The organism is Patulibacter defluvii, assembly GCF_034096925.1.
GTDB classification, from domain to species: domain Bacteria; phylum Actinomycetota; class Thermoleophilia; order Solirubrobacterales; family Solirubrobacteraceae; genus Patulibacter; species Patulibacter defluvii.
On sequence record NZ_JAWZSQ010000001.1, the window covers coordinates 269,002 to 284,630 of the forward strand.

At 73.4% G+C, this 15,629-nt stretch carries 10 protein-coding genes; 7 read left to right on the plus strand and 3 right to left on the minus strand.

The window, feature by feature from the left end:
* The first annotated feature begins 153 nt into the window (after positions 1–153).
* The 5 genes from SH587_RS01085 to SH587_RS01105 all read left to right on the plus strand — a co-directional run bounded on the left by SH587_RS01085 (position 154) and on the right by SH587_RS01105 (position 8,573).
* Positions 154–1,074 (plus strand): hypothetical protein, encoded by a 921-nt coding sequence (locus SH587_RS01085; protein ID WP_320668693.1) that lies wholly within the window; start codon positions 154–156, stop codon positions 1,072–1,074.
* Between the two features lie 132 nt (positions 1,075–1,206).
* Entirely contained in the window at positions 1,207–2,187 is a 981-nt protein-coding gene (locus SH587_RS01090) for a hypothetical protein (protein WP_320668694.1), read from the plus strand.
* A 115-nt stretch (positions 2,188–2,302) separates the two neighbouring features.
* Positions 2,303–4,108, plus strand: coding sequence for a hypothetical protein (locus SH587_RS01095; RefSeq protein WP_320668695.1), 1,806 nt, complete (start codon positions 2,303–2,305; stop codon positions 4,106–4,108).
* A gap of 26 nt (positions 4,109–4,134) precedes the next feature.
* Positions 4,135–7,311 carry a hypothetical protein gene (locus tag SH587_RS01100; protein ID WP_320668696.1) on the plus strand — a complete coding sequence of 1,059 codons (3,177 nt, stop codon included), beginning with the start codon at positions 4,135–4,137 and terminating at the stop codon, positions 7,309–7,311.
* Between the two features lie 131 nt (positions 7,312–7,442).
* A complete protein-coding gene (locus tag SH587_RS01105) occupies positions 7,443–8,573 on the plus strand; it encodes a carboxypeptidase regulatory-like domain-containing protein (protein ID WP_320668697.1) in 1,131 nt (376 codons plus the stop codon).
* A 12-nt stretch (positions 8,574–8,585) separates the two neighbouring features.
* Here SH587_RS01105 and SH587_RS01110 read toward each other — a convergent pair whose 3' ends face one another.
* Both SH587_RS01110 and SH587_RS01115 read right to left on the minus strand, forming a co-directional pair.
* Complete coding sequence (locus tag SH587_RS01110; protein ID WP_320668698.1) at positions 8,586–9,203, minus strand: TetR/AcrR family transcriptional regulator; 618 nt, start codon at positions 9,201–9,203, stop codon at positions 8,586–8,588.
* Positions 9,204–9,288: 85 nt separating this feature from the next.
* A complete protein-coding gene (locus tag SH587_RS01115) occupies positions 9,289–10,887 on the minus strand; it encodes a right-handed parallel beta-helix repeat-containing protein (RefSeq protein WP_320668699.1) in 1,599 nt (532 codons plus the stop codon).
* Positions 10,888–11,086: 199 nt separating this feature from the next.
* Here SH587_RS01115 and SH587_RS01120 point away from each other — a divergent pair, with 199 nt between their 5' ends.
* Together SH587_RS01120 and SH587_RS01125 are read left to right on the plus strand one after the other, a co-directional pair.
* Entirely contained in the window at positions 11,087–12,559 is a 1,473-nt protein-coding gene (locus SH587_RS01120; RefSeq protein WP_320668700.1) for an alpha/beta hydrolase-fold protein, read from the plus strand.
* A gap of 136 nt (positions 12,560–12,695) precedes the next feature.
* Positions 12,696–14,882, plus strand: coding sequence for a CocE/NonD family hydrolase (locus tag SH587_RS01125; RefSeq protein ID WP_320668701.1), 2,187 nt, complete (start codon positions 12,696–12,698; stop codon positions 14,880–14,882).
* An 8-nt stretch (positions 14,883–14,890) separates the two neighbouring features.
* Here SH587_RS01125 and SH587_RS01130 read toward each other — a convergent pair whose 3' ends face one another.
* On the minus strand, positions 14,891–15,541 hold the full coding sequence (locus tag SH587_RS01130; RefSeq protein ID WP_320668702.1) for a TetR/AcrR family transcriptional regulator: 651 nt from the start codon (positions 15,539–15,541) through the stop codon (positions 14,891–14,893).
* Between the last annotated feature and the right edge of the window lie 88 nt (positions 15,542–15,629).

The following is a 15,629-nucleotide window of genomic DNA, read 5'->3' on the forward strand; positions in this document are numbered from 1 at the left end:
AGCGCCGCGGTCGGCCCGCCAGTCCGATCGATCACAGCTCCTGCCCCCCCTGGCCCGTGATAAAACACAATCGCGTCCCCATTCGGCGTAGGCTCGCTCCCGAGCGCCGACCGGGTCGCGGTCGGCGGGGGCCAACGACCGAGGGGGCGCCTGATGGTGCGTGTGGTGGACGTCGCGGGGATGCGGATCCAGATCGACCAGGAGCTGACGACCGGCTACGACGATCCGGCGAAGATCGAGCCCGATCGGCAGCCGCAGCAGTACATCGACCAGAACGCGTTCAGCTGCGACACCATGGTCGAGACGGTGATGCTGACCGCGCGGCAGGCGAAGTTCAGCGCCGCGATCACGGTGCTGTCGGCGGACGATCCGGCCGAGGTGGGCAACTGGACCGTCGGGTTCGCGCAGAACGTCGTCACCTACAACCGCTACGCGTTCTACGGCGACGATCTGCGGGGGCAGATCACCGAGAACTTCCAGTACGGCGCCGCGCTGCGCGACAGCGACATCGGCTCGCTGCCCTTCTACGAACGCGGCGGCGGCGCGACCGAGGAGCTGCAGATCGGCGTGCCGCTGCAGATCGAGTGCCGGGACGACCCGCGGTGGCCGGTACCGGTGGCGATCCACGGCCGCGGGGTCGACGCCTCCCTGACCCAGACCCAGGCCGCCAACCGCTTCATGATCTGGCTGATGCTGGCCCGGACGACCGACCACGACCGGCGGATCGTGCTGCTCGGCCGGGCTCCCTGGCGGGCGACGCTCGACGCCAAGGAGGTCGGCGGCGGGATCGTCTGGACCGACCCGGTGACCACGGTCTTCGGCGCCGTGCAGCCGCTCGAGCAGCAGTACGACGCCAGCACCATCCCACCGGTCGGCGGCGGCGAGCTGGTGCCCGACCTGCGCGAGCTCGAGGCGCACACCTACATCCAGGGTCACCTGACCCACAACGACGGCGGCGAGCACCGGCTGCTGGTCGAGTGGATCTACACCGACGCCGAGTGCGCGGTCCCGTGGGAGCAGAAGCCCGACCCGACCACCATCCGCAACTGGCTGGCCGGCGAGCAGACGCCCTAGCCGCGGCGGCGGCCGGCCAGCCAGAGCGCGGCGACCGCGACCGCGCCGCCGACCGGCGGCCGTTCATCTGCGCTTCATGGGCCCCTCGCGAGCATGGCCCCATCGCTCATCCGACTCCCTCAGGAGACCACCATGCTCACCACCTCGTTCCGCTCCCGCCTCGCCCTGATCGCCGTCGTCGGCGCCTCGCTGGGCACCGCCCTTCCAAGCGCCGCGTCGGCCGACGCCGACGCGATCCGCCCCACCAACGTCCCCGACTGGACCGTCAGCGAGGGCCAGACCTCCGACCTGCGGATCAAGCTCACCTGTCAGCGCGGCTACGGCACCTGCACCTTCCTGGTCGACGCGATCCCGCTGACCGCCGCGCGGCCCGGGGACTTCGTCGCCAAGACCTCGCCGGCCCGGGCGAAGCTGAAGATCCGCCGCGCCGGCCACTCGATGATCGCGACGGTCCGCTTCACCGCCGTCGCCGACGGCGTCTGCGAGGGCACCGAGACCGCCCGCGTGCGGGTGATCAAGCGGACCCGCCGCGAGGGCCAGCGTCGCGACTACGGCGACATCACGATCGAGGACCGCGACTGCGACACCCCGCCGACGCCCAAGCCGGACCCGACGCCCGACCCGCAGCCGAAGCCCGATCCGACGCCGAAGCCGGACCCGGCCCCGCCGTTGCCCGCCGACTCCGGCAGCCCGACCGTCCGCACCACCGCGCTGACCAACGGCACCCTCGGCGAGTGCGTCACCCCCGACTGGATCGGCACCCAGACCACCGGCGGCTGGTTCAACCGCGGCTGCGCGGTCAAGGTCAGCTGCCCGCCCAGCGCCCAGGTCTGCAGCGTCCATTCCGAGTCGCGCCACGTGCTCGAGCGGGCGATCGACGGCGAGCGGCTGTCGCTGAACTCGCGGGTCACCGTCTTCAGCGCCGGCGGCGTCTCGTACTGGTTCCGCGACCAGTCGTCGGCCAACCAGGGCTTCACGCGCAACGAGGACCCGGGCGTGATGATCCGCGGCGGCGAGTCCGCGCGGGTCGAGTGCAACGGCGTCCGGATCGCGCCGACGGTCCCGAACCGCTCGCTGATCGGCTGCTCGCTGGCCGTCGAGCGGGTCTCCTAGCGGCGCGGGACGCGGGCCCTGCGACCGCTAGGTCCAGGGTCCGCTCCCGATTGTCGGCCTCGGCGCCGCTGCTGTCTGATCGGCCCTCGACGTTCGTCCACGTAGGGGGAGAGAGATGCAACGCACGGGTTCCAAGCTGTCGCTGCTGGCGGCGACCGCCTGTTCGGTCGCGCTGGTTCCAGCCGCCGGCGCCGAGGCCAAGCCGACGCCGCTGAAGCCGCTGCTCGCGCCGCTGCTGAATCCGCTGCAGGCCGTCGACCGCGGCCTGCTCGACCTCGACGGCGACCGGGCGGGGCTGCTCGAGGAGCTGCTGCTGGAGAGCTGCAACCCGCTCACCGCCAGGGACACCGACGGCGGCGGGATCGCCGACGGCGTCGAGATCGACCGCGGCCTCGACTGCCTCAACCCCGCCGACGACAAGGAGGTCCCGACCGACGATCGCGACGGCGACGGCTTTCCGGTACCGGAGGACTGCGACGACCACGACGCGGCGATCCACCCCAACCAGCCCGATCCGGCCGACGTCAAGGCGATCGACCTCGACTGCGACGGCTTCGACGGCGACCCCGACGACGGGATCTTCGTCACCCCGACCGGCGACGACGGTGCCGCCGGCACCCGCGAGGCGCCGCTGCGCAACGTCCAGAACGCGGTCGACCTGGCCTCCGCGACCGGCAAGGACGTCTACATCGACTCCGCCGTCTACAGCGCGGACACCGCGGGCGTGATCCTGCGCGACGGGGTCAACCTGTACGGCGGCTACCGGGCCGAGGACGGCTGGTCGCGGATCGCCCTGACCAGCGCCACGCGGATCGAGGGCTCGCCGCAGGCGGCACTGGCCCAGGACGGCGTCGCCGCCGAACTGCAGCTGCTCGAGCTGCGCGCGACCCCCGACGCCTCGACCCGCAGCGTCTACGGCCTGCGGGTGGTCCACGAGACCGGCACCGACGCCGCGATCACGCTCCGCAAGGTCCGCGTCCGGGCCGCCGACGCGGTCGCCGGCACCCGCGGCGCCCACGGGGCCGACGGCGCCGACGGCAACCCCGGCCAGGCCGGCGGCCCGGGCGACGAGGACGGCGATCGCGGCAGCGGCGGCAACGGCGGCACCAGCCCGCTCAACTACGGCGGTCGCGGCGGCAGCGGCGGCCACGAGGACCAGGACGGCAACTTCGGCGCGCCGGGCGAGGGACCGTTCGGCGGCAACCCCGGCCGCGGCGGCTTCGAGCACGGCTGCGACGGCGGCGAGGATGGCGTGCCCGGCCAGGACGGCGGCGCGGGCAGCTCCGGCAGCCAGGGTGCCGGCGGCACCAACAGCCTCGCCGAGGCCCGCTTCACCTTCGTCGCCGACCTCGCCGAGCCCGGCGGCAACGGCACCGACGGCAGCGGCGGTGGCGGCGGCGGTGGCGGTGCCGGCCAGGGCGGCGCGGCCTGCGTCGACGGCGGCGGCGCGGGCGGAGGCGGCGGCGGGGCCGGCGGCTTCGGCGCCTTCGGGGCCGGCGCGGGCACGCCCGGCGGCGGCTCGTTCGGCATCTACCTCTACAACGCCCGCGTGCGGGTGCTCGACGGCTCCAGCGTCGTCGCCGGCGACGGCGGGCCCGGCGGCGACGGCGGCCGCGGCGGCGTGCCCGGCACCGGTGGCGCCGGGGGCGTCGGCGGCAGCGTGACCGACGACGGCGTCGGCACCCCGGACGGCGAGGTCGGGAAGGGCGGCAAGGGCGGCAAGGGCGGCGACGGCGGCCGCGGCGGCCACGGCGGCGGCGGCGCCGGTGGTCCGAGCGCCGCGATCGGCCAGTTCGGCAGCGCCGGCTCCGAGGTCGTCGGCTCGACCCTCCAGCACGGTGACGGCGGCCCCGGCGGCGACGGTCCTCGCGGCCCCGACCACGACGGCCAGAGCGGCCTGTCCGGAGACCTCCTGCCGTAAGGCGGAGCCCGACGGGAGCGACACGCATGCTCAAGCACGCCCGCAAGGCGCTGGCGGTGGCCGCGATGGCCGTCGCCGCGCTCGCCCCGGCGTCGGCGCCGGCCGCGCCGACGCCGACGCAGCACCTCGACCTGCTGCCGAAGAACTGGCTGCAGCCGGTGATCGACGACCTCGACCGGGGGGAGCAGCTCGGGCGGGTCGTGCAGGACCTGCTCTGTCCTCCCGTGACCGAGGTCCACGAGCTGGTGGACGGGATCCCCGGCATCAGCTCGCTGACCGACGTCCTGAAGACCGGGGCCTGCAACGCCCGGGTCCTCGACTACTCGTTCCACACCGAGTTCGTCCGCCCGGACGGGACGGTCGCGGTCAAGAACATCCCCGCGACGCTCGAGGTCCCGACCGCGCTCGACGTCGACGACGACCAGGCGCCGGAGTTCATCGCCACGCTGTCGGTCTTCTCGCTCGACAAGGCCAAGTTCGAGATCCACCGGGTCGGCGGGGTCCAGGAGCACCTGCCGGTCTCGGTCGAGGCCGTGATCGCCGACCCGTCGAACACGGCCCGGCCCGGTCAGCCCTCGGACGGCGGCTTCCCGCGCCAGCGGCTGGCGGTCGGCTACGACGCCAAGGGCTCGGACGCGCCGACCACCTGGACGACCGACGTCCGGCTGACCGACGTCTTCGGGCTCGAGGAGGAGGACCCGCTGAAGTTCGGCGCCACGATCACCCAGACCGGGGCGACCGGGCCGGTGGCGATCCTGGCCGAGCTGTTCGACCGCGAGACGCTGGCCGGCGACCGCCGCAACCGGATCATGACCCGGCTGGAGCAGCAGCAGGTCCCGGCGCGGATGGCCGCGGACTTCGTCTTCGGCGAGCAGATCACCGCCCACCTGCGGACCGCCGAGCCGATCACCACCAAGGTCCTCGCCCGCGTCCAGGACGACGAGCTGGACACCGAGGAACGGATCGAGGCGACGATCGCGAAGGTCCCGCGCGAGCTCGACCTGACGATCGCCACCCGCGAGGTCACCGACGCCCAGCCCGACGACCCCGAGATCAGCGACCGGGCGATCGAGTTCGACGCGAGCGAGCCGATCGAGCGGCTGACCGCGGACATCACCTCGCGGACCGGGGCGCCGTTCTACAACAAGGTGGTCGACACCGGCGCGGTCGACATCCGCCACGCGCCGACCGGCCTCTCGGCGCGGCTGAAGACGATCGACCGACGGGTCGAGAAGCTGCTGATCACCACCCGCGGCGGCCCCGTCGGGCAGATCGAGGCCGCCTTCGGCACCAACGGCGTCCCGATCGAGGACGACCAGCCGGGCGCCTACCTGAAGAACGTCGACGGCGAGGGACGCGGGCGCACGCAGTACCGCTCCACCGCGCTGCGGCTGTTCGACGTCGAGCGGGCCCGGATCGAGGGCACGTCGCCCGAGGGCGCCGGCAACGCGATCCTGCTCGACGCGGTCATGAAGCCCGGTCCGGTGCGGGCGATCTTCGAGGACCCCGACATCCAGGCCGAGGCCTTCATCCGCGACATGCCCCACGAGGCGCACCTGTTCATCGACCCGACGGCGCCGCGGGTGACCTACGACGGCTCGGCCCCGATCGGCGAGATCCAGCTGGAGGCGGTCAGCGGCGAGCCGCTGTTCGCCCGGGCGACGCACCTGAACGCCACGATCAAGGATGTCCCGTCGACGATGGACCTGCAGATCAAGCAGGCCGGCGACGCGATCGAGTTCGTGACCGACAACCCCGTCGGCCAGATCGACGTCGCGGCCTCGGACGGCCACGGCGAGTCGCTGGAGCCCGAGGAGCAGGGCGTCATCTACCGCGACCAGCGCGACCGCTGGCTGCTGACCGCCCGGATCTTCGGGCTGCGGCAGGTCAAGCTGACCCCCGACCCGCTCGACGTGCTGGTCCGGGTCGGCGAGGGCCGCTCGTTCCTGGCCAAGGCCACGATCGCCCAGGACGACCGTCCCGAGCTGAAGCTCGACGCCCGGATCGACCGCCTGCCCAAGCGGGCGCAGCTGAAGCTGACCGACTCCGACAGCGCGGGGACGCACGTCGTCTTCGACGCCGACAAGCCGATCGAGCGGCTGCGGCTGACCGGTAGCAACCTGGAGATGGTCGAGCGGGCGAAGGAGATCAACCTGGAGCTGGACGCCGTCCCCCGCCACGTCGAGGCGAAGATCCCCGAGAGCGGGCCGATCGTCGACGCGACGGCCTCCGATCCGCTCGGCCGGCTGCTGATCCAGGTCGCCGACGGCTCGCTGCGGCCGCTGCCGTCGAACCACGACGGGATCGTCTACCACGACACGCCGCAGGAGTACGCGATCTCGGCCCAGGTCTCCGGTCTGCGCTCGGCGCGGGTCGAGGAGGTCGAGTCGGACGACGGCAGCTTCAAGCTGACCGACGTCGCCGTCGACCTGGTCGACGCGCCGCGGGTCTTCGCGATCGACATGAAGACGATGAGCGAGGACAACACCGCGACCGGCGTCCCCGAGTACGTGCGCGGCTACATCGACCGCCCGCAGCCGCGGACCGAGGTTCGGCTGCGCACGCCGAAGGAGGGCGCCGAGGGCAAGAGCGAGCTGCGCTACCGCGCGGGCGGCCCGATCGACGAGCTGCACCTGGCGACCGACAAGGGCGAGCTCGGCGTGCTCGACGCGACGCTGTCGAACCTGCCCAAGTCGCTCGACGTCTGCTTCGACGCCGGGCAGCGGTGCCGCACCAACGACTCGCCCAACCAGCACCCGGAGGTCTCGCTCGAGGTCACGGACCACGGCACCAGCCAGAGCCCGATGACGATCGACGCGCTGGTCTGCCTGGAGCCCAACAGCGAGCTGGAGTGCCGCTCCTCGGACCATCGCAGGAAGTTCATCCGGGCCCGGGACATGCAGGTCGGGCAGCTCGTCTTCGACGCCGGCGCGCCGGGCAGCCCGGTGCCGGTGCCGCGGGTCTATATCGACACCGACCACCGGCCGGTGACCGGCACCATCGACTACCGCGACGACGGCGGCTTCCCCGGCACCTGGGACGGCGTGACCGCGAAGTTCCCGGCTCCGGACGGCTTCCGGGCCCGGGACCGGGCGATCATCGGGGCGAGCACCTCCGGCGACGTCGCCTGCGGGGGCGGCACCAGCCTCTCGCTGATCGGGCTCCCCGACCTGTCGCTGACCGCGCTCCTCTGCGGCCTGTGAGGCGTCCGACGCATCCCTGACCGGTGGCCGGGCCGTCTCTCGCGGGGCGGCCCGCCGCCGTTCACCGCCGGCTCAAGCCCGCGGCGCGGGCGGCCGATGCTGTGTGCACCGTCCCCGTTCGCCTGGATCTCGTGCCCGTGACCGTCGCCCTCCGTCCGTTCCTGCTCGCGCTGCTGCTGCTCGCCGTCGCGGTTGCGGCGCCGGCCGCGGCCCGCGCGCAGGCGCTGCCGCCCGAGCAGCCGGTCAGCGGGACGGTGGTCAGCGCGCTCGACGGTACGCCGGTCGCCGGGGTCCACGTCCGCTTCGCGAGCAGCAACGCCGAGGCCCGGACCGCGAACCCCTCCGACGCCGAGGGCCGCTTCAGCCTCAAGATCCGCGCCGGGACCTACCTGGTCGAGGCCACCAACGACGACGTCGGACCGTTCACGGGCACCGACGACCGCTGGCTGGTCGGCCCGAGCGACGGATCGTCGAACTACGAGACGGCGCCGCCGGTGACCGTCGCGGAGGGCCAGCCGCTGACCGGCGTCGTGGTGCGGGTGGCTCCCCGGCCGCGCTACGACATCTGCCGCAACGGGCTGCTGGTCGAGGGCTACGAGGGACCCGATCCCGCCGGGCCGCCCGCCGGCTGCCCCTGGGGCCGGATCCCGAAGATCACCAACCTGCCGTGGGACTACGCCGCCGTGGTCTACGTGCTCGGGACCTTCCGCCCGACCGACGCCCAGCTGGCCGAGGCGGGCTTCACGCGCGACAGCCTGCGCGCGGCCGGCGAGTGGATCCTGGCCCACCCCGACGCCGGCTGGCCGACCGTCGACGCGCGGGTGATCGCCTTCCTCCGCCAGGGGATCGCCCAGATGGAGGCCGAGGCGGCGCGCAACGGGACGCCCTCGCCGGTGGTGCCGCTGAGCCCGCTGGGGCGCCCGACGCCGCCGGTCCCGGTCGTGCTCGGCCGGCCGACGCGGGTGCCCGCCAGCGGCGCGTTCGGGATGCCGGTGACCTGCGTCGTCCGCGAGCGCTGCCGGGGCACGGTGACCGTGACCACCCGCGCGCGGGCCACGGCCGGCCGCCGCGCCAGCGTTCGCACGGTCACGATCGCGCGCCGCAGCGTCCGTTCGCGCCGGACCGGCACCGTCGCCCGGCTGCGGCTGAACGCCACCGGCCGCCGCCTGCTTCGCACCCGCCCGCGGATCGCGGTGACGGTGGCGTGGAAGGCCCCGGGCCAGCGGACGGTCCGCGAGCGGCGCACCGTCCGCCGTCGCTGACGGGCGCGGCGGTCAGCGCGGGCGCAGGCCGTCGAGCAGCAGGTCGACCATCCCCCGCAGCGCCTCGGCGGTGGTGACCCGGCTCGTGCGGACGAAGTCGGGATCGGTGAAGGTCAGGACCGAGGCGAACATCACCTCGGCGACGACGCGGCCGTTGACCGGGCGGACCTCCCGCTCGTCGATCGCGCGGTCGATCAGGGTCTCGAGCATGTCGCGGCAGACGGCGATCCAGCGGTCGAGCAGGATCCGCGCCGGCGGGTGGTCGCGGACCGCGTCGAGGTAGCGCGGACCGAGCTCGGCGAAATCGAGGGCGCCGCTGGTCAGCATCGCGGCGCTCCGCTCCATGTTCGTGCCCGCCTGCTCGATGGCCAGCGCGCCGCGGAGCGAGATCCGCCGCATCATCCGGTCGAGCACGAGCAGGAAAAGGTCCTCCTTGCTCGGGGCGATCTCGTAGAGGGTGCTGCGTGAGCAGTTGGCCTCGGCGGCCAGGTCGCCCATCCGGACGCCGCGCAGGCCCTCGCGGCGGAAGACGACCTCGACCGTGTCGAGCACCTCTTCCTGTCGCGGCGAGAAGCGCCGCCGGCCGGGGGCGCGGACGCCGGGATCGGCGATCCGCCCCGAGAAGCTCATCGGTCGAGGCTAGCAGCGGTCCGTACCCTCGCCGCGCCCCGCGCGTCGGCGGCCGGCCCGCGCGGGCCGGCCGCCGAGACCGCGGCTACTGCGCCTCGTGGAACCCGCGCGACGGGGCCAGCGTGGCGGAGACGGGGCGGCCGAAGAAGTCGCGTCCGCCGTTGTCCGGGATCAGCGCGCCGCTGCCGACCGCGGGCGAGGTCGCGGCCAGCTGGTAGCCGCCGACGTTCTCGATCCCGTACGGCGCCTCGGTCGGCGGGTCGATCATCTGCGGGTCGGCGGTGATCTTCTGCGGGTCGGCCGGCTCGCCCGCGGTGTGGTTGCCGTAGATCAGGTTGTTGCTGATCGTGGTGCCGGTGCCCCGCGGCAGCTGCCAGGTGCCGGTGCCGTGGTTGACCACGACGTTGTTGCGGAACCACCAGCCGTTGTTGTTGTCGCCGCTCCAGCCCTGCTGGGCGATCGGCGGCGAGTTCAGGCCCGGCTTGATGTAGATCGTGTTGTTGTAGATCTTCGAGCCGTTGAGCAGCCCGCTCGACAGCGACACGATGCCCTTGTCGCCGGCGAAGCCGTCGTTGACGCTGAGGTTGTAGCGGACGGTCGCGTTGCTGCCGGACCCGAGGCCGCCCATCAGCAGGATCAGCCCGCCCTCGTTGTCGTGGCTGTAGTTGTGCTGGACGATCGTGTTGTACGCGAACAGGTCGACGTCGTAGGCGTGGCCGTCGACGACGTGCGTCTGCACGCGCGAGACCTCGTTGAACTGGATCACCGTGTTGGTGGTCTTGGCCACGAACATGCCGACCGTTCCCGGCTGGGTGCCGGACGAGGTGACCGAGCCGGCGCCGTCGACCGTGTTGCGCTCGATCAGGTTCTCCTTCGAGCCGCGCAGGATGATGCCGTCGCTGTCGATGTCCTTCAGCGTGTTGCGAGCGATCGTGACGTTCTTGCTCAGCGCGTCCTGCGAGACGAAGTAGAACAGGAAGCCGGTCGAGTAGTCGTCGAAGTTGATCCCCGTGCGGCCGACGCGCTCGACCACGTTGTCGGTGATCTGGACGTCCTTGTAGCTGCTGGCGCCGTTGCCGAGACCGTTCATCGTGTCGGCCACGACGGAGATGCCGCCGTTGGTCTGGGCGTTGGCGCCGTTGCAGGTGAAGCAGCCGTTGACGTCGCGGACGTAGTTGTCCTTGATCGTGATGCCGGTCTTCAGCGTGCCGCTGGTGTTGTTGACCAGGATCCCGACGCGGTTGCTGCCGACGACGTTGGCGGTGCCGTTGTCGTTGGTGACCTCGAGGCCGGTGATCGTCCAGTGGTTCTGGTTGACCAGGTAGACGGCCCCGCCGCCGGCGCCGCCACCGGTGACGTTCTTGCCGTCGACGATCGGCTTCGCGCCGCCGCCGTAGTTGCCGATCGTGATCGGGTTGCCCGCGACGCCGGAGCCCTTCGGCCGCAGCTGCTCGACCCAGGTCTGGTCGCTGTGCAGGAGGATCTTGTCCCCCTGCGAGAAGGTCGTGGCGTTGACCTTGGCCAGCGTCTTCCACGCGGCCTCGGGGCTGGTGCCGGCGTTGGCGTCCGAGCCGCCGGCGGCGTCGACGTAGTAGGTGGTGTTCGCCGCCGAGGCGGTTCCGGCGAAGCCCAACGTGCCGATGACGACGGCCGCCGTCGCGGTCGCCCTGCGAAGTCTGCTCACTGACCCTGCTCCTCGATTCGACCCTGGTGGTGACGCCACGCCGCCTCGATCCAGTCCGGACAAAGACTGTACTAACGTCTGTGAAATAGTACAGTAGTCGACCGGGGCGGCGGCGTGCAAGATATCTGCACTCCAGCAGCTACATGCAGGCCAGACTGTTAATCTCCTGGTCATGGGGACGGGCACGCGACGGTGGGGAATGGCCGTGCTCGCGGCCTGCGGGCTGGCGATCGGCGGGGCCGTCAGCGCCCAGGCCAGCCAGCTGGTGGAGATCACGATCCCGGCGCGCAACGGCGAGATCAACGAGCGCTGGTACTCGTACTCCGGCCCGCCGCGGGCCCGCGTCCTGCTGCCCGACGGCTACGACCCGCAGCGCGCCTACCCGCTGCTGCTGCTGCTCTCGGGGCTGAACAGCAACTACAAGGCCTGGTCGCACCCGAGCGGCGGCGACATCGCGCGCACGGCGGCGGGCCTGAACGCGATCATCGTGATGCCCGAGGGCGCCAGCGGCTGGTACGCCGACTGGTGGAGCGGCGGCCGGCGGGACGGTCCGCGGTGGGAGAGCTACGTGCTCGACCAGGTGCTGCCGCAGGTCCTCGCCCGCTACAAGATCCGGCCCGAACGGCGCTACCACGCGATCGCCGGCGTCTCGATGGGCGGGCTCGGCGCGGCCTACCTCGGCGGGCGGCTGCCGGGCTTCTTCGGCTCGGTGGCGGTCGTCTCAGGCTTCGTCGACCTGGCCGTCTACCCCTCGCTGCTGGTCGGCGCGGCGCAGTCGGCGTTCGCGCAGTTCAACTCCGGGGCGCCGCTCGACCTGCAGGGGGTCGAGGGGCCGCCCGGCGGCTTCTACGAGCGCGGCCACGATCCCGTGAAGCTGGCCTCGAACCTGCGCGAGACGCGGGTCTACATGGCCAGCGGCGACGGCACGCTCGGGCCCGAGGCGCTGCGGCCCGACATGCTCGGCTACTGGATCGCCGAGACGCTGGTGATCGCGCCCCAGTCGGTCAACTACGCCGCGGCGCTGCGGGCGGCCGGGGTCGACGTCCGCTACGACCGCGCGACCGGCTACCACGACTCCGAGACCCCCCGCCGCGAGCTGCGCAACGCGATCCGCTGGGGGCTCTTCGAGCCGGTCGACGAGCGGCCGACGAGCTGGGTCAACGACACGGTCGCCACCCACGGCCGGCTGTGGGAGTTCGACTACCGCTTCGACGCCCCGCCCGATCGCGTGGTCCGCTTCCGCCGTGCGGGCGGGCGGCTGACGGTCAGCGCCGCCGGCTCGCCGGTGCGGATCACCGCCGCCGGCTGCCGCTTCCGGATCGAGACGCCGGGCAGCGTCCCGGTGCCGAACGTTCCCTGCACCGCGGCCGCGTCGCCGGCGGCGCCGGCCAGCCGCGCCCGTCCGCGGGTCACCCGGATCCGGCTGACGGCCGGGCGGCTGGCGCTGCGGGTCTCCTCGCCGGCGACGGTGCGGGTGGCGATCGAGCGCCGGGGCGACCGCGGCGGCTGGCGGACGGCGCGCCGGCTCTCGCTGACGAGCGACCGGCGCTGGGCGACGCTCCGCCGCTCGCTGCGGCGGCTGCCCGCCGGCCGCTACCGGGTGGTCGTCCGCGCGCGCAGCCGGGCGAGCGGACGCACGCGCACGGTGCGCGTCGTGCGCGCCCTCCGTTGACAACTGACGCGAACGTCAGTTAGGTTGCTCCCGCTGGTGCTGGCAAAGGTCCTGGCCGTTGCCAGCACCAGCCCCGGACACGCCCGTCGTCCGCGGGCCGACCGAGCACGAGCCAGGGCCGATGGGGAGACGTTCGATGACCGCTGGATCCACGTTGCTGCGGCTGGCCGCGCTGGCGCTGCTGTGGTGCGTCGCCGGGAGCGCGCAGGCGCAGGCGGCGCCCGTCCAGCGCAGCGGCTACATCACGATGGCCGACGGGGTTCAGCTCCGCTACGCCGCCGTGCTGCCCAGCGCCGAGGGCCGCTTCCCGGTCGCGATGAAGTACGACGGCTACTGCGAGGGCACCTCGCCGCTGACCTGCAACGACGTCGACAACGCCAAGTCGCTGCTGGCCGCCGGCTACGCGATCGTCGGGGTGGCCGTCCGCGGCACCGGCTGCTCGCAGGGCACCTTCGAGTTCCGGTCGCCGGTCGAGAGCACCGACGGCAAGGCCGCCGTCGAGTGGGCGGCGAGCCAGCCGTGGTCGACCGGCCGGGTGGGGATGTTCGGGACCTCGTTCCCGGGCCTGATGCAGCCCGGCGTCGCGGCGCTGCACCCGAAGGGCCTGGCCGCGATCGCGCCGTGGCAGATCGTCGACGACCTCTACCGCGACGCGGCCTATCCCGGCGGGATCGCCAACGCCGAGTTCGCGGTCCTCTGGGCCCTGCTCGACCAGCTGCCGGTCTCGACCTCGAGCTCGGTCGACGGGCTCACCGCCGGCGATCCGCAGTGCGGGCTGAGCCTGCTCCACCAGCTCGTCACCAACCCGCTGAACAACATCGCGCTGACCGCGCTGCTGCACCCCAACATCGACCCGTTCTGGCACGAGCGGGCGGTCGCGGCCGCGGCCGACCGGATCGACGTGCCGGCGCTCTTCTGCTCGACCTGGCAGGACGACGAGACCGGCAGCCGCAGCATGTGGACGCTGTGGCCGCGGCTCGACCCGAAGCGGACCTGGGGGATCGCGGCCAACGGCTACCACAGCATGTGCGTCCGCTCCAAGCGGATCGGCAACGACCTGGTGCGGTTCTTCGACCGCTTCGTCAAGGGCGAGCGCAACGGCTTCGACCAGACGCCGCGGATGCAGCTCTGGCACGAGACGACCAACGTCCGCGACGCGACCCCGGCCTGGGTCACCACCAGCGACCGCTGGCCGCCGCCGACCCGCACCGAGCGGCTGTACCTGGGTCAGGGCGGGGCGCTGACGGCGGCGCCGCCGCGCGGCGAGCAGCCGGCCGATCGTTACATCACCCACACCCAGTCGGCAGGCACCGACAGCGGGGTGATCTTCGGCCAGCGCAACAAGATGTGGAAGCAGCCCGGCGACCCGGCCGGCGCGGTCCCGTACACGACCCCGCGGCTGGCCCGCGACGTCGAGCTGCTCGGCCCGCTGAGCCTCGACATGTGGATCCGGCCGTCGCGCGACGAGACCGACCTCCAGGCCACGATCACCGAGGTCCGGCCCGACGGCAACGAGGTCTACGTCGCCCGCGGCTGGCTGCGCGCGTCGCACCGCAAGCTCGACGCGCGCCAGAGCACCGAGACGATGCCGGTCCAGACGCACCTGGCCTCCGACGTCCAGACGCTGGTCCCCGGCCAGGTGATCCCGGTTCGCCTGGAGGTGCTGCCCTTCGACCACGTGTTCCGGGCCGGGTCGCGGATCCGGCTGGTGATCGACTCGCCCAGCCAGACCGGCGGCTGGAACTTCCTGCCCGGCCTGCTCCCGGGCCCGAACGAGATCCTGCACGACGCGGCGCACCCCTCGCGGATCGTCGTCGGGACGGTCCCGAGCCCGGTCGTCCCCAAGGGCCACTCGACCTGCGACACGCTGCTCAACCAGCCCTGCCGCCCGAACGCCTTCCCCGCGTCGGCTCCGGCCGGCCGGCTCGACTGGCCGCGGGTGGTGGCCGCACCGACGTCGCCGCCGGCCGCGAAGCCGAAGCGCCCGCGGGTCCGGATCGCCCACCTGCGGGTGCGCCGCGACGGGCTGCGGGCCTCCGGCACGGCGCGCCGCGCGAGCGGCGGCGCCCGCGTCCGCCGGGTCCAGCTGGCGGTCGCCCGGCGGGTCGCGGGCGGGCGCTGCCGCTTCCTGACCCGCGGCGGGCGCTTCGGTCGCCCGCGGGCCTGCGGCCGGCGGGTGTGGGTGGCGGCCCGCGGCACCCGCGGCTGGAAGCTGCGGATCGCCGCGCGCCTGCCGCGCGGCGACTACCTGGTCGCCGCCCGCGCCGACGACGCCCGGCGGCTGCGGAGCGTGGTCCGGGTCCGCCGCACGCGGGTCGGCTGAGGCTGAGGTCAGCTCGGGTCCGACGGCGGGTCGGGCCCGAAGGCTGCCTCGGCGAAGCCGCTGAGTCCGTCCCAGGCGACCTTCATCAGCCGGTCGACGACGACCTCGAGCGGGACCTCGGGGTTGCGGCGCCACCAGCGGGCCAGCTGCTCGCCGCCGCCGGAGACGATGTGGGCGTAGGCCCGGACCTCGTCGGGATCGAGCTCGGGGACGACCTGGCCGGCGAGGGCGGCGATCTGGTCGGCGGCCAGGAACCGCAGCTCGGCGGCCAGCTCGCCGGCGGGCCCGGCCGGCAGCGAGCCGGTGCCGGAGAGCACGTCCCAGCTGGGGCCGTGCTCCTGGACGAAGCGGAAGTAGGCCGCCATCCCGGCCCGCAGCTGGTCGCGCGGGTGGCCCTGGTTGAAGATGCTGGCGTCGACGAAGCGCGCGTAGAGCTCGGCCCGAGCAGAGCGCACGCAGGCGATGTACAGGTCCTCCAGCGAGGCGAAGTGCTCGTAGAGCAGCGAGCGGGTGACGCCGCTGCGCGCGGCCACCAGCTCCATCGTCGCGCCGTGGTAGCCGACCTCGCCGAAGACGGCCTCGGCCGCCTTCAGGATCAGGGCGCGGCGCGCCTCCTTCGTCAGCCGCCGTCGCGGTCCGGCCTCCGAGGCGCTCGCCATCGGTCGGGATCCTAGCGCACGCCGTTGCTAACTGACGTGGGTGTCAGTAGGCTCGCCGGCGATGGTGGCGGAGCGGCGATCGACGACG

Coding starts and splice junctions, on each gene's coding strand:
- SH587_RS01085 (WP_320668693.1), top strand. CDS start 154: ATGGTGCGTGTGGTGGACGTCGCGGGGATGCGGATCCAGATCGACCAG.
- SH587_RS01090 (WP_320668694.1), top strand. CDS start 1,207: ATGCTCACCACCTCGTTCCGCTCCCGCCTCGCCCTGATCGCCGTCGTC.
- SH587_RS01095 (WP_320668695.1), top strand. CDS start 2,303: ATGCAACGCACGGGTTCCAAGCTGTCGCTGCTGGCGGCGACCGCCTGT.
- SH587_RS01100 (WP_320668696.1), top strand. CDS start 4,135: ATGCTCAAGCACGCCCGCAAGGCGCTGGCGGTGGCCGCGATGGCCGTC.
- SH587_RS01110 (WP_320668698.1), bottom strand. CDS start 9,203: ATGAGCTTCTCGGGGCGGATCGCCGATCCCGGCGTCCGCGCCCCCGGC.
- SH587_RS01120 (WP_320668700.1), top strand. CDS start 11,087: ATGGCCGTGCTCGCGGCCTGCGGGCTGGCGATCGGCGGGGCCGTCAGC.
- SH587_RS01125 (WP_320668701.1), top strand. CDS start 12,696: ATGACCGCTGGATCCACGTTGCTGCGGCTGGCCGCGCTGGCGCTGCTG.
- SH587_RS01130 (WP_320668702.1), bottom strand. CDS start 15,541: ATGGCGAGCGCCTCGGAGGCCGGACCGCGACGGCGGCTGACGAAGGAG.